General features: G+C 72.6%; 13 protein-coding genes and 1 pseudogene. 8 read left to right on the plus strand and 6 right to left on the minus strand.

The annotated features are described in order from the left end of the window. Window positions 1–14 precede the first annotated feature (14 nt). The gene (locus ACWGDX_RS23915) at window positions 15–584 is read left to right on the plus strand and encodes a TIGR03086 family metal-binding protein (protein WP_453628600.1); all 570 of its coding nucleotides are present in this window, start codon (window positions 15–17) and stop codon (window positions 582–584) included. Window positions 585–821: 237 nt separating this feature from the next. Beyond that, window positions 822–1,088 (plus strand): GlsB/YeaQ/YmgE family stress response membrane protein, encoded by a 267-nt coding sequence (locus ACWGDX_RS23920; RefSeq protein WP_453628602.1) that lies wholly within the window; start codon window positions 822–824, stop codon window positions 1,086–1,088. Window positions 1,089–1,125: 37 nt separating this feature from the next. Here the strand turns inward: ACWGDX_RS23920 and ACWGDX_RS23925 are convergent, their stop codons facing one another. Beyond that, entirely contained in the window at window positions 1,126–1,884 is a 759-nt protein-coding gene (locus ACWGDX_RS23925) for a histidine phosphatase family protein (protein ID WP_453628604.1), read from the minus strand. A gap of 262 nt (window positions 1,885–2,146) precedes the next feature. Here ACWGDX_RS23925 and ACWGDX_RS23930 point away from each other — a divergent pair, with 262 nt between their 5' ends. Further along, entirely contained in the window at window positions 2,147–2,371 is a 225-nt protein-coding gene (locus tag ACWGDX_RS23930; protein ID WP_363079123.1) for a CbtB domain-containing protein, read from the plus strand. A gap of 20 nt (window positions 2,372–2,391) precedes the next feature. Beyond that, window positions 2,392–3,216 (plus strand): CbtA family protein, encoded by an 825-nt coding sequence (locus ACWGDX_RS23935; protein WP_453628606.1) that lies wholly within the window; start codon window positions 2,392–2,394, stop codon window positions 3,214–3,216. A gap of 208 nt (window positions 3,217–3,424) precedes the next feature. Here the strand turns inward: ACWGDX_RS23935 and ACWGDX_RS23940 are convergent, their stop codons facing one another. Next, a complete protein-coding gene (locus ACWGDX_RS23940) occupies window positions 3,425–4,060 on the minus strand; it encodes an NAD(P)-dependent oxidoreductase (RefSeq protein ID WP_453628607.1) in 636 nt (211 codons plus the stop codon). Window positions 4,061–4,143: 83 nt separating this feature from the next. On the opposite strand from ACWGDX_RS23940, the gene ACWGDX_RS23945 reads away from it, so the two are divergent. The 3 genes from ACWGDX_RS23945 (at window position 4,144) to cobM (ending at window position 7,340) form a co-directional block, all read left to right on the plus strand. Further along, the gene (locus ACWGDX_RS23945; RefSeq protein ID WP_453628609.1) at window positions 4,144–4,827 is read left to right on the plus strand and encodes a TetR/AcrR family transcriptional regulator; all 684 of its coding nucleotides are present in this window, start codon (window positions 4,144–4,146) and stop codon (window positions 4,825–4,827) included. A gap of 210 nt (window positions 4,828–5,037) precedes the next feature. Beyond that, complete coding sequence (gene cbiE / locus ACWGDX_RS23950; protein WP_453628611.1) at window positions 5,038–6,537, plus strand: precorrin-6y C5,15-methyltransferase (decarboxylating) subunit CbiE; 1,500 nt, start codon at window positions 5,038–5,040, stop codon at window positions 6,535–6,537. Continuing rightward, on the plus strand, window positions 6,534–7,340 hold the full coding sequence (gene cobM / locus ACWGDX_RS23955; RefSeq protein ID WP_453628613.1) for a precorrin-4 C(11)-methyltransferase: 807 nt from the start codon (window positions 6,534–6,536) through the stop codon (window positions 7,338–7,340). Before cbiE ends, cobM begins: the two co-directional genes overlap by 4 nt. Window positions 7,341–7,484: 144 nt before the next feature. Here the strand turns inward: cobM and ACWGDX_RS23960 are convergent, their stop codons facing one another. After that, window positions 7,485–8,648 carry a cobalt-precorrin-5B (C(1))-methyltransferase gene (locus ACWGDX_RS23960; protein ID WP_453628615.1) on the minus strand — a complete coding sequence of 388 codons (1,164 nt, stop codon included), beginning with the start codon at window positions 8,646–8,648 and terminating at the stop codon, window positions 7,485–7,487. Window positions 8,649–8,708: 60 nt separating this feature from the next. Between ACWGDX_RS23960 and ACWGDX_RS23965 the strand changes: the two are divergent. Continuing rightward, a pseudogene (locus tag ACWGDX_RS23965) lies at window positions 8,709–9,518 on the plus strand (cobalt-precorrin-6A reductase); the annotation flags it as partial. Here the strand turns inward: ACWGDX_RS23965 and ACWGDX_RS23970 are convergent. From ACWGDX_RS23970 to ACWGDX_RS23980, 3 genes are all read right to left on the minus strand, one after another. Then, window positions 9,506–11,203 carry a precorrin-2 C(20)-methyltransferase gene (locus tag ACWGDX_RS23970; RefSeq protein ID WP_453628735.1) on the minus strand — a complete coding sequence of 566 codons (1,698 nt, stop codon included), beginning with the start codon at window positions 11,201–11,203 and terminating at the stop codon, window positions 9,506–9,508. The pseudogene ACWGDX_RS23965 and the gene ACWGDX_RS23970 sit on opposite strands and share 13 nt — an antisense overlap. A gap of 182 nt (window positions 11,204–11,385) precedes the next feature. Beyond that, on the minus strand, window positions 11,386–12,012 hold the full coding sequence (locus ACWGDX_RS23975) for a precorrin-8X methylmutase (RefSeq protein WP_453628737.1): 627 nt from the start codon (window positions 12,010–12,012) through the stop codon (window positions 11,386–11,388). A 29-nt stretch (window positions 12,013–12,041) separates the two neighbouring features. Beyond that, window positions 12,042–13,706 (minus strand): cobalamin biosynthesis protein CobG, encoded by a 1,665-nt coding sequence (locus ACWGDX_RS23980; RefSeq protein WP_453628616.1) that lies wholly within the window; start codon window positions 13,704–13,706, stop codon window positions 12,042–12,044. Window positions 13,707–13,729 lie beyond the last annotated feature (23 nt).

Consider the following 13,729-nt stretch of genomic DNA (forward strand, 5'->3'; position numbering starts at 1 on the left):
ATACGGTCGGGGCCATGAGCGACAAGATCAGCAAACTGTTGGAGGTGGCGGCCGACCGTACCGTCACCGTCGTCCGCGGCATCACCGATGACCAGCTCGCCGCACCGACTCCGTGCGGCGAGTACGACGTACACGCCCTAGCCGACCATCTCTTCCAGGTCGTCGTCAACTTTCAGGCGCTGGCGGCCAAGAAGGACGCCGATTTCGGTGTCGCCCCCGAGCATCTGGCGGGGGAGTGGCGCGAGCGGTTCGCCGAGGAGACCGCGCGGCTCGCCGCGGTCTGGGACGCGCCCGGGGCGGAGGAGGGCACCTCGGGGGCCATGGGGCTGCCGGCCAGGACGGTGGGTGCGATGGTGGTCGGCGACCTGGCCGTGCACGGATGGGATCTGGCGCGGGCGACGGGGCAGCCGTACGACCCGGATCCGGCGCTCGTCGAGATGCTGGGGGAGGAGTTCGCGGCGCTGGCGCCGATGGCGCGGGAGATGGGGATGTTCGGGGAGCCGGTGGCGGTGACGGAGGACGCCGGACCGTTCGAGGTGCTGCTGGCCGCGACGGGGCGCGACCCGCGGTGGAGCCGCGCGTAGTGCCTCCGGAGGCGTCTCCCGCTACCTCCCGCTACCTCCCGCTACCTCCCGCTACCTCCCGCTGCCTCCCGCGATACCTCGTGCGGTATCTCGTCTGCGGGCGTTCGCCCTTCCACCACCCGTGACCCTCAAACCGAACTGGCGAACTATCGCACTCCTGGACTGAACGCATATTCGGCGGGCAGACGTTCTGACATACACCGCGATCAACAGCGAGTGTGGTGAGAAGGAGCGGACATGGAGATCTCCGGCATTTTCACGGCCATAGTGATCGGTATCGTCATCGGTGTGCTGGGGCGGCTTGTCGTCCCCGGGCGCCAGCACATCGGTGTGCTGTGGACGATCGTGGTCGGTATCGTCGCGGCCCTGATCGGTACGGCCCTGGCGGCGGCCTTCGGGGTCGCCAATACGGACGGTCCTGACTGGGTCGAGTGGATAATCCAGATAGGACTGGCGGCGGTGGGTGTCGCCGCGCTGGACCGGGCCAAGGCGCCGCGCCGCTGACCGACTTCGTCGGGGTGTTCGGGGTGTACGGGGATCCTCAGGGCGCGGCGGTGCGCAGGGGACGGCCGGCGAGCAGATTCCAGCGGCCGTCGCGCCCGCTGAGTTCGGTGACGGACAGGGGCTGTACGTCGATCCTCCAGAACGACCGGGGGGAGGCACCGAGGGCGTGGACGGCGGCGGCGCGGATGATGTCGGGTTCCGCCACGGCGATGACACGTCCGCCCGAGTCCTCGCCGGAATCGGAGCCGAGGCTGTCCAGCCAGTGACCGACGCGGGCGTGGAGGGCCAGCAGGGATTCCCCGCCATGAGGCGCGGACGCGGGATCGGAGAGCCAGGCGGCCACCGACTCCGGTTCCTCGGCGACGACCTCATCGAGGGTTCTGCCCTGCCAGCGGCCCATCGCGCACGGGGCGAGGTCGGACAGCGGCGCGGTGTCCAGGCCCAGGATCTCGGCGGTGCGGCGGCAGCGGTGCGAGGGGGATACGTAGAGGGCGGCGGTGCGGGGGAAGGTCTCCCGTACGGCTTCGGCCTGCCGGAGCCCGAGGGGGTCGAGTGCGTCGACGGTGCCGGACGCGTCGACGGTGTCGCGTGCGCCGGCGCCGCTGCCGGTGTGGGCGCCGGTGTGGGTGCCCGTGCCGGTGGTGACGTCGGCGGTGCCGGTAGCGGTGCCGGTAGCGGCGTCCGCGCCCCGGGCCGGGGTCGGGTCCGCAGCGCCCTGGTCGGCGCGCTCGGGGAATCGGGCCTCGCGCAGGGCCGTGCTGAAGGCCGGTGAGACAAGCATCACCCGGGTCGTCATACGGCTCTCCTCGTTCCGGTTCCGACGGTCTTTCGACGCCTGCCGTTGATCGGTGTCCTCTTGGCCCGTCTGCCGGTTCGCGGTACCTTCACGTCGATATCACGACGGCGGGACGGAAGTCCGGTGAGAGTCCGGCACGGTCGCGCCACTGTATGCCGGGAGTCGGCCGCGTGACAGCGCGGTGGAGCCCGGTCAGTCAGACCCGACGGCCGTCGTTCGAGCTCCATCGAATGGGACGCGAGTTCCCCAAGGAGGTTCCGCCATGGCTGAGTCCATAGCCCCGCCGACCGTTTCGCCCGTCAGCGTCACGGTGACCCCGCTTCCACTGCGCGCTGTTCTGCCGTGGGCGGTGTTCGTGGGCACTCTGATGCTGGTCCTGCTGTACTTCGTCGGCGCCGAGCAGGGCGCGACGTCGGTGTTCTCGGGTGAGGGTGTGCACGAGTGGGTGCACGACGGCCGTCATCTCCTCGGCTTCCCCTGCCACTGACGCTGACGGAGATCACGCACATGCATGCCTCCACCGTCAGAACCCTCCTGGTCCGCGGCATGATCGCGGGTGTGCTGGCCGGGCTCTTCGCGTTCGCGCTGGCATATCTGGCCGGTGAGCCCTCCGTACGGGACTCCATCGCGCTGGAGGAGACCCAGTCGGCACCGGCGGCGGCGCACGCACCGGGAGCGACGCACGAGCACGGCGAGGAAGAGGAGGAGGAACTGGTCACCAGGCCGGTCCAGTCGACGTTCGGACTGGCCACCGGAGTCCTGGTGTACGGAGTGGCCCTGGGCGGAATCGCCTCGCTGGTCTTCTCCGTCTGTCTGGGCAGGATCGGCCGATTCGGACCGAGGGCGACCGCGGCGCTGATCGCGGGAGCGGCCTTCACCACGGTCTATCTGGTGCCGTTCCTCAAGTATCCGGCGACCCCGCCCGCGGTGGGCAACCCGGACACCATCGGCAAGCGCACCACGCTGTTCTTCCTGATGATCGTGCTCAGCGTGCTGCTGGCCGCCGTCGCCGTCATCGCGGGCAGACGGCTCGCTCCGAAGCTGGGCAATTGGAACGCGTCCGTCGTCGCCGGCGCGGGATATGTCGTCGCCGTGGCGGTCGCCTGTCTCGTGCTGCCCGGCAACTCCGATGCCGTTCGGGAAACCTTCCCGGCCGCTCTCCTCTGGGAATTCCGGCTGGCATCGGTCGCCGTACAGGCGCTGCTGTGGACGGCCTTCGGGCTGATCTTCGGCGCGCTGGCCGAGCGGGTACTGCGGCCCGGTGGCCAGGGTGTCTCCGCGACGGGCGTGGACGCCGGCGGTGTCACCTCACCGGTACGGAGTGCCGGCTGACGTTCCGTCCGCCGACGCCCGCCCGGTCCTCCGACGTCCCTGTCGTCCGATGTGCCGACCGCCACCGTCCCTCTCCGCTCTTCTCATCCCTTTCCCCGGCACGGACCTGAGCCCGGACCTGAGCTTGGACCCGGACCCGGACCTGAGCCCGGACCCGGACCTGAGCCCGCGTCGGGAAGGAAGGAATGAGCGCGGAGAAGGGCGGGCGTCAGTTGCTGACGCCGACGGCGTGCCGGACCGTCTCCGGGAGCGTCACGAAATCCAGCATGGCGCGGGCGACGTCGGCGCGGGCGATCGTACTGCCGGCCGGGCCCGTTCCGACCTGGTGGCGGTAAGTGCCCTTGCCCGCGGTGTTCGTCAGCCGGGGCGGCCGTACCGCTGTCCACTCCAGGCCGCTCTCCCGCAGGAGCCGTTCCATCACTTCGAGGTCGGTGTACAGCTCCTTGAGAGCCGCCCGGAGGACGGGCGTGAGCACCCGGTGTGTGAGCCACGCCTGACCGGTCCCGGCGCGGTTGAGCGGCGCGGCGCTGACGACGACGACCCGGCGTACTCCGGTCGCCGTCATCGCCTCGACCGCCGCGCGGGCGGAGGAGGAGGCGGGCTTGAGCGGGTCATGGCGGCCGGGCTGGCCCATGCCGGACAGGACGGCGTCGGTTCCGTCGACGACCTTGATCAGAGAGGCGGGGTCGAGGGCGTCGGCCTGGAGCACCGTGAGGTTCTCGTGCGTCAGATTCAGCCGGGACGGATCCCGTACCGCGGCAGTCACCGTATGCCCGTCCGCGAGGGCGTGCGTGACGATCTGCCGTCCCACGCCGCCGGTGGCTCCCAGCACTGCGAGTTTCATGACCATGCCCCTTCGAGGGGAGTGAATACTTACTCCCCATAGTGGGTGAGTGTTCACTCACCTGTCAAAGCTAGGATGTCGGTATGACTTCAGAAGCAGCTCCGCCGCCGTCCAAGCCCCTGACGGGGGGTGCCCTGACCCGCTCGCGCATCCTTGACGCCGCCGCGCGCCTGATGAACACGGTGGGACTGACCCGTACGACGACGAAGGAGATCGCGAGGGAGGCGGGGTGCTCGGAGGCGTCGCTGTACAAGCACTTCCGCGACAAGGAGGAGATCTTCGTCACCGTCCTGCGCGAGCGCGAGCCGCGCTTCACGGACGCGCTGGCGGCGCTGCCGGGGCGCGCGGGCGAGGGCGAGGTGGCCGAGCATCTGGAGGAGGTGGCGCGGGTGGCGGTCCTCTTCTACCGCCGGACGTTCCCGATGGCGGCCTCCCTCTTCGCCAGTCCCGATCTCCTCGCGGCCCACCGCGGAAAGCTCGACCTCAGCGCGTCGGGCCCCCAGGTGCCCGCCCACTCCCTGGCCGCGTATCTGACGGCGGAACAGGAACTGGGCCGGCTGTCCCCGGCCTTCGACCCGGACGCGGCGGCGATGCTTCTGATCGGCGCGTGTTTCCACCGGGCGTTCCTGACCCTGTTCTTCGCCCCGGACCCGCCGGCGGGGGCACTGCTTCCGGAGGACGAGACGGCTTTCGCGCGGGAGACGGTACGGGCCCTGCTGGAGGGGATCGGGTCCTCCGCGCACGCGAGGAGCGGACGTTCCGGGTGACGGAACCGGGCGTACGGTCCACGGCTGTCCGTCGGCGTGCGGCCGTTCGCTGGCGTGTGGCCGTTCGGCGGAGTGCGGAGGATTCGTCGGGTCCGTCGGGGGCGGGAGACGGCGGGACAGTAGAGTGTGGGGCCGGTCTTTCTCCAGCTCAGAAGCTCAGAGGTGTATCGCAGTGAGCGCAGCACCGCCCCCGCCTCCGCTCCTTTCGGCGTGTCCGCGGCGTCCGCGGTCTCTGCGGTGACCGCTGTGACGGCCGCGACGGCCGTGACCGTCGTGGGGATCGGTGCCGATGGCTGGGCGGGGCTCTCCGGCGTGAGCCGGGAGGCGTTGCGGGCGGCCGAGGTGGTGGTCGGCGGGGCACGGCAGTTGGCGCTCCTGCCGGAGGACGAGTGCGCGGGTGAGCGGGTGGTGTGGCCGTCGCCGCTGCGGCCCGCCGTGCCCAAGGTGCTCGCGGCCCACACGGGCCGGCGGATCTGTGTGCTGGCGAGCGGGGACCCGATGTTCTACGGGATCGGACGGGCCCTCGCGGAGGTGGTGGGGGCCGGGGCGCTGCGGGTTCTGCCGCATCCGTCGTCCGTGTCGTACGCCTGCGCCCGGCTCGGCTGGCCGGTGGAGGACACGGAGGTCGTCACCCTGGTCGGCCGCCCCACCGAGCGGCTCGCCGCCGCCCTGCACGAGGGCCGTCGGGTGCTCGTGCTCAGCGCGGGGGCGGCGACCCCGGCCGAGGTGGCGGCGCTGCTGAGGGACCGGGGTTTCGGGCCGAGCCGTATGCGTGTACTCGAACAACTCGGCGGCGGGGAACGGGAACGGTGTGCCGAAGGCCTCGCGCGGGACTGGACCGAGCCGTCCGGCGACCCGCTGAACGTCGTGGCGGTCGAATGCTGGCGCTCACCGGACGCGCCGCGGCTCGGCGCCGTACCGGGCCTCCCGGACAGCGCGTACGAACACGACGGCCAGCTCACCAAGCGCCATGTCCGTGCCGCCACGCTGGGCGCGCTGGCGCCCGCGCCGGGCGAACTGCTGTGGGACGTCGGCGGCGGGTCGGGTTCGATCGCCGTCGAGTGGATGCGTACGCACCGGTCCTGCCGCGCGGTGTCGGTCGAGCGGGATCCGGTACGGGCGGAACGGATCGGACGCAACGCGCGAGCGCTCGGCGTCCCCGGCCTGCGGGTCGTCACCGGTGCCGCGCCCGGCGCGCTGGCGGGACTGCCGGTGCCGGATGCGGTGTTCGTCGGGGGCGGGCTGACCGTGCCGGGGTTGCTGGACGCCTGCTGGGACGCGCTGCCGGCGGGCGGCCGACTGGTCGCGAACACGGTGACGCTGGAGTCCGAGGCGCTGCTGGCCGAACGGTACCGCCGCTTCGGCGGGGAACTGGTACGGCTGGCGGTCGCGCACGCCGTGCCGGTGGGCGGATTCACTGGCTGGCGGCAGGCGATGCCGGTCACGCAGTGGTCGGTCGTAAAAGGCCCAGGTCCGGGTCCGGGAGTTGGGCCGGGTCCGGGTCCGGGAGTCGGTTCGGGTCCGGGCCCGGGATTCGGTCCGGGCCCGGGATTCGGTTCGGGCCCGGGATTCGGTTCGGACAATGGTCCGATGCCGGGCTCCGGTCCGGGCCGCGGTCCGGAATCCGGTCCGGAATCCGAGCCGAACTCCGGGCCGGGACCCGATCCCGGGCCGGGCTCTCCGCATGTCCTCCCAGGAGATCAACGATGACGGTGTACTTCATCGGTGCCGGCCCCGGCGCCGCCGACCTGATCACGGTGCGGGGCGCTCGCAGGCTCGCCTCGTGCGGCGTGTGTCTGTACGCGGGCAGCCTGGTACCGCGCGAACTGCTGGCCGAGTGCCCGCCGGACGCGCGGCTCATCGACACCGCGCGGATGGATCTGGACGGGATCACCGCGGAACTGGTCCGGGCCCACGAGGAGGGCCAGGACGTGGCCCGGCTGCACTCCGGCGACCCCTCGGTCTTCAGCGCGGTCGCGGAGCAGATGCGGCGGCTGGACGCGGCGGGCGTGCCGTACGAGGTGGTGCCGGGCGTGCCGGCCTTCGCCGCCGCGGCGGCGGCGCTGAAACGGGAGCTGACGATACCGACGGTCGGTCAGACGGTGATCCTGACCAGGATCGCCCAGCGCGCCACCCCGATGCCGGAGGGGGAGGACCTGGCGACGCTCGGCCGGAGCGGCGCGCTGCTGGTGCTGCACCTCGCGGCGGGATACGCGGACCGGGTGGTCCGGGAACTGCTTCCGCACTACGGCGCGGACTGCCCGGCCGCCGTGGTCGCGATGGCCAGCCGCCCCGACGAACTGGTCCTGCGCGGCACGCTGGACGACATCGCGGGGCAGATGAAGGAGGCGGGGGTGGTGCGGACGGCCGTGATCATGGTCGGCCGGACGCTGGCGGCGGAGCAGTTCCGGGACAGCCACCTGTACTCGGCGGAGAGGGAACGCCCGTGTCTGTCGGGTGAGCGGACGCCCGATCCGGTGGAAGCGGCTCGGGACGGCGCGAACCCCTCGTAAACGACCGGGCCGCATCTCGCGAACGGTCGGGCTCCCTCGTAAACGGCCGGCCCGCATCTCGCGAACGGCCGGGCTCCCTCGTAAACAGCCGGGCTCCCTCGTAGACGGCCGGGCCGGGAAGCCCGGCGCCTGCGGGAAATCCAGCTACCGCGGGTCGCTGCGGCCCACCACCGTGCCCGCCCTGTCGATGCAGATGACATCGACCACCACCGGCGCCCCGCGCAGTACCCTCAGTGCCTCGCCGCGCGCCCCCGCGGCGACCATGTCGCCCAGCGGGATGCCCCGGGACCGGCACAACTGGAGCGCCCCCAGGCCCGTGTTGGCCTCCGACACCTCCGCCGCCAAGGTGGCGTCCGCGCCCGCCCGCGTGGCCAGTGCCGCGAGGAACGACTTGTCCACCTGGGAGCGGGACGAGTGGAGGTCCAGATGGCCCGCGGCCAGTTTGGAGAGCTTGGCGAAGCCCCCGCAGAGGGTGAGCCGGGGGACGGGATGGCGGCGGAGATAGGTCAGGACCGCGCCGGCGAAGTCGCCCATGTCCAGCAGGGCGTCCTCGGGCAGGTCGTATTCGGTGCGGACGGTCTTCTCGGAGGTCGAGCCCGTGCAGCCCGCCACATGGGTACGGCCCGCCGCGCGCGCCACGTCCACGCCCCGGCGGATGGAGTCGATCCAGGCCGAGCAGGAGTACGGGACCACGATGCCCGTCGTACCGAGAATGGACAGACCGCCCAGAATGCCCAGTCTCGGGTTCCAGGTGGAGCGGGCGATCTCCTCGCCGTTGTCGACCGAGACCGTTATCTCCACATCGCCCGTACCGCCGTGGCGCTCCGCCACCTCCGCCACCTCCGCGCGCATCAGCTGACGCGGGACCGGGTTGATCGCCGGTTCGCCCACCTCCAGAGGGAGTCCGGGGCGCGTGACCGTACCCACTCCCGGACCCGCGCGGAAGACGACGCCCGCGCCCGGTGGCAGCAGCCGTACCGTCGAGCGGATCAGGGCGCCGTGCGTGACGTCCGGGTCGTCGCCCGCGTCCTTGATCACTCCGGCCATCGCCCAGGCGCCGGACCGTTCGCTGGACAGTTCCCCGGCGGCGGGTTTCCCGAACAGTTCCTCGGCGGCCAGTGTGAAGCTCGGCGTCCGGCCCTTCGGGAGGGTGATCGTCACCGGGTCGGGGAACTCCGCCGTCAGCAGGGCGGTGTACGCGGCCTTCGTCGCCGCCGTCGCGCACGCGCCCGTCGTCCAGCCGTGGCGCAGCCCGGTGCGTTCGAGCTGGGCGCCGCGCCCGCCCGCCGTTCCTGTCCCCTCAGTCATATGGTCCCCTTGTCGTATCCGTGTCCGTTGTCCCCTTCAGCCAGGGAAGACTTGCCGCCGATGAGTGAACCGTTCCATGTGTTGATCCTGGGCGGGACCACCGAGTCGCGCCGCCTCGCCGAGAGTCTGTACGGCCACGGCGGTACGTACAGCCAGGACGGTACGTACGGTCCCGGCCGCACGTATGGTCCCGGGCTCCGGGTCACCAGCTCCCTCGCCGGGCGCGTCACCCGGCCCGTACCGCCTCCGGGGGAGATACGCGTCGGCGGATTCGGCGGCGCCGAAGGGCTGGCGCACTGGCTGCGCGAGCATCGCGTGGACGCTCTCATCGACGCCACTCATCCCTTCGCCGCGACGATCAGCCGGAACGCGGCGCTCGCCGCCGCCGACGCCCATGTTCCCCTGCTGGCGGTGCGCCGTCCCTCGTGGGTGCCGGTCGCGGGCGACGACTGGCATTCGGTCGGTTCGCTGGCGGAGGCCGCCGAGGCGCTGCCCGCGCTCCCCGGGCAGCGGCGCAGGGTCTTCCTCACCACCGGACGGATGGGGCTCGCCGCCTTCGCCCGTCTCGACGAGCTGTGGTTCCTCGTACGGTCCGTGGACGCCCCCGAACCGCCCTACCCCGCCCGTATGGAGACGGTTCTCGACCGTGGTCCCTTCACGCTCGACGGGGAGCGTGAACTGCTGCGCCACCACCGCGTCGACACCCTCGTGACCAAGGACAGCGGCGGCGCGGCCACCGCGCCCAAACTCACCGCCGCCCGCGAGGCCGGACTGCCCGTCGTCGTCGTGCGCCGACCGCCGCCGCCCGAGGGCGTGGCCGTGGTGGACACCGTGGCGGAGGCGGTCGCGTGGCTGCGTCAGCTCTCCGGACGCGGGTCCGGTACTGAGACGCTCGGCTCAGGTGCGTCACCTGCGTCACCTGCGTCGGGTGCGTCGGGTGCGTCGGGTGCGTCGGGTGCGCCGGGTGCGTCCGATGCGCCGGGCGTGCCTGGTTCGTCGGCCGGGCGCGCGTCCGGGTAGCGGCGCGGCGTCCAGACGATCTCCTCGCCGCCGACGTCACTGCCGACGTCACCGCCCCCGCCGTCACCGTTGCCGCCGCCGGGGCCACGCCGTGCCGTCACCGTCTGCGAGGAGCCCACCAGCAGGATCGTCCGCATGTCGACCTGCGCCGGATCGAGATCGGCGAGCCGTACGATCCGTACGCTCTCCTCCGCTCCGCCCACATCGCGGCCGATGACGACGGGGGTGTCCGGGGCGCGGTGCTCCAGCAGCAGTTCACGGGCCTTGCCGACCTGCCATGTGCGGCTGCGCGAGCCCGGGTTGTAGAGCGCCAGCACCAGGTCCGCCGCCGCTGTCGCGTGCAGCCGTTCGGCGATGACCTCCCACGGCTTGAGCCGGTCGGAGAGCGAGAGCACGGCGTAGTCGTGGCCGAGCGGGGCGCCCGCGCGCGCGGCGGCGGCGTTGGCGGCGGTCACACCCGGGAGCACCCGTACGGGGACGGTCCTGTACGGGTCGGCCGACGCGACCTCCAGCACGGCGGTGGCCATCGCGAAGACCCCCGGATCCCCGCCGGAGACCACGGCCACGCGCCGGCCGCGCCGCGCCAGATCGAGGGCGAACTCGGCGCGCTCCGACTCGACCTTGTTGTCGGAACCGTGCCGTCGCTGGCCCGGACGGACCGGAACTCGGTCCAGATAGGTGGTGTAGCCGACGAGATCGTTGGCCGCGGCCAGTGCGCCACGGGTCTCGGGCGTCAGCCACAGCGGTCCCGCAGGGCCCGTCCCGACGACGACCACGTCACCGGTCTCCGCAGAGGTGCCGGTGTCCGGAGAGGCGGAGGCGGGGCGGGCGTCCACCCGGCTCGGCAGCACCGCCACCGAGAAGTACGGGACGGAGTCCGGGTCGGTGTCGGCCAGCGCGCCGGTCCGCTCCCCGCTCATGGTGGCGCGTTCGACGTACCGCGCGTCCGCGAGCCGGCCGGCCCGCTCGACGGCCCGTCGTACGGCCGGGAACGTACGGCCGAGCTTCATCACCACGGCCGAGTCCGCCGAGGCCAGCCGGGCCGTCAGCTCCTCCTCGGGCAGCGTGCCCGGCAGGATCGTCAGCACCTCCTCGCCCTCGACGAGCGGGGTGCCGAGCCGGGCCGCGGCGGCGCTGACCGAGGTGACACCGGGGATGACCTCCGTCGGATAACGGTCGGCCAGCCGCTTGTGCATATGCATGTACGAGCCGTAGAAGAGCGGGTCGCCCTCGGCGATGACGGCGACGGTGCGGCCGGCGTCGAGATGTACGGCGAGGCGCGCGGCCGACTCGGTGTAGAAGTCCTCCATCGCGCCCCGGTAGCCGCCGGGGTGGTCGGTGGTGCCGGTGGTGACCGGGTAGACGAGCGGTTCTTCGAGATGGTCCGGACGCAGATGTTCCGCGGCGATGGAACGGGCTATGGAGCGGCCGTGGCGTGCGCTGTGGTACGCGATCACATCCGCCTCGGCGATGACCTGGACGGCGCGTACGGTCATGAGGGACGGATCGCCGGGGCCGAGGCCGACCCCGTACAACCGGCCGGTGCCGGTGCCGGTGCCGGTGCCGGTGCCGGTGCCGGTGGTACGGGCGGCGGCGGATCCTGCGCTTGCGCCGGTTCCGGTTCCGGTGCCCGTGCCCGTGTCCGTGCTGGTGGTACGGGCGGTGGCGGTGCCGGTGCCGGTGGCGACCGTACCGGACGACGCCGTGCTGTTCGCGTTCACTCTTCCTCGCTCGCGATCGCGTTGATGGCCGCCGCCGCGAGGGCGCTGCCACCGCGCCGCCCGCGTACGACCAGGTGCTCAAGTCCGGCGGAATGCCCGGTGAGCGCGTCCTTGGACTCGGCCGCGCCGATGAAACCGACCGGCACGCCGATGACGGCCGCCGGGCGGGGGGCGCCCGCCTCGATCATCTCCAGCAACCGGAAGAGGGCGGTCGGCGCGTTCCCGACGGCCACCACCGCGCCCTCCATCCGGTCGCGCCACAGCTCCAGGGCGGCGGCGCTGCGCGTGGTCCCCAGCTCGGCGGCGAGCGCGGGGACGGACGGGTCGGACAAGGTGCAGATCACCTCATTGGCGGCGGGCAGCCGTTTACGGGTGACTCCGCTGGCGACCATCGCCACATCGCACAGGATCGGCGCGCCCGCGCGCAGGGCCTCACGGGCGCGGGCCACGACGCCGGGGGTGAAGGCCAGATCGCGCACCAGGTCGACCATGCCGCAGGCGTGGATCATCCGGACCGCGACCTGGGAGACATCGGCGGGCAGCCCGGCGAGGTCCGCCTCGGCGCGGATCGTGGCGAAGGACTGGCGGTAGATCGCCGCGCCGTCCTTCTCGTAGTCGAACACCGTGGGCTCGTTGGGCACTGTGGTCTCGCTCATCTCGTCACTGTGGTTATGCGTGCCGTCGCCACCGCGTCGGCGAGTTCCGGTCCTGGCGGGGTCGTCGTCGCGGTCGTCGTCGCGTCCGTCGCTGTCTCTGTTACCGCCGCCGTTGCGGCCGCTGTGGGGGCTCTCCCGGGTACGGAGACGCGGTAGCCGCCCCCGGTTGTCGCGACCACGTCCACCCGGGCCCCTTGGGGATGGCCGCAGCGGCGGTCACAGCCCGACCAGTAGACCGGTAGCGCGTCGCGGCCGGTCGCCGGGCGCCGCCGGAGCGCTTCGGTCGCGTCCGCGCGTACGTCCGCGAGCGACTTCGCGCACCCGGGTCGGCCGGTGCAGGCGCCGACTCCGTACCAGGGGGAGTCGCGGTCGGTGATCAGTCCGGCGATGCGGAGACGTTTCAGCAGGTCGTCGGCAGCGGCGGGCTCCAGCCCCGGCACGATGACGCCACGCCAGGGCGTGACGCGCAGCGCGGTGGCCGGATCGGCGCCGTGTCGCCCGCTGCCCCGCGCACCGCCTCGCGTACCACTCTGGGCACAGCCCTGCGCCGATGCCAGCAGTCGCCACTGGGCCGCACTCAACCGTCCCAGCGGTGCGTGGACGGACAGGGCCACGGTGCCGTCAGGAGAGTGGATCGCTCCCGGAAGCGGAGGCTCCCCGTCCCCGGGGTGGGTTTCCGCTGCGCGGTCCGCTGTCGCGGCTGCCGCGCGATCCGCCACGTACTCCGCGCCGATGCCCGCCTCCGTCAGCCGCGACGCGACCGCCACGTCCAACCCGTGGCCGGGCGGCAATTCCCGTACCCGCCAGGCGCCCGAGCCGCCCGCCTCCGCCACCGTGAGAAACGTCTCCGCGGCCAGCAGGGCGGCCCTCGGGGCGTCGGCGGTGTCTACACGCAGACCCGACCGGTTCGCCCCGGTATATACGACCGCCGTGCCGTCCCGCCGTGCGAGCAACGTCACATCCGCGCCGAGGGCCGCCACATCTCCGCGACCGTCGTCCAGCGCGAACAGGAAGCGGCCGGAGAGCGCCGTCGCCGCTTCGCTCGCGCAGAGGAGATCGTCCAGTTCCCGAGCCCACAACTGCGGTCGCCCGACACGGGATCGGCCCCCGAGTCCGCCCCTGGGTCCGCCCCCGAGTCCGCCCCTGAGCCCGCTCCCGAGTGCGCCGTCTTCCCCGACCCCGACCCTCGCCCCGACAGCGGGTCCAGGTCCGGGTTCGACCCCGAATCCGTCGAGACCGGCCAGCGGTGAGGCGACGATGTTCCGGACCCGCTCATGCCGTTCGGAGGGCAGCAGCCCGGCCTCGTACAGCAGGTCCGCCAGTTCGGCGCCGCAGTTCGCGTCCGCGCCCAGCCCCCGGAGCTGCACATTGCCCCGGGACGTGATGTCGACATGTCCGTCGCCCAGGCGCTCGGCCGCGCCCGCCAGCACCTCCACCTGACGGTACGTCAGAAGCCCTCCGGGAAGGCGAAGTCGGGCCAGCCGTCCGTCGTCCGCCGCGTGCAGCCGCAGCGCTCCCGGGCAGGCGTCACCGGCCTCCCGTACGGGGACCCGCACAGGATCCGGAACGGAGGCCCGCGCGGGTTTGCGCGGGGCAGCCCTCAGGGGAGCCCGCGAGGGAGCTTCGTCCCGGTTGGCGGGCGTTGGCGAGGTGGGCGGCATGGCGGCGAGCATACCCACGTACC

Source organism: Streptomyces sp. NPDC055025 (assembly GCF_053608565.1).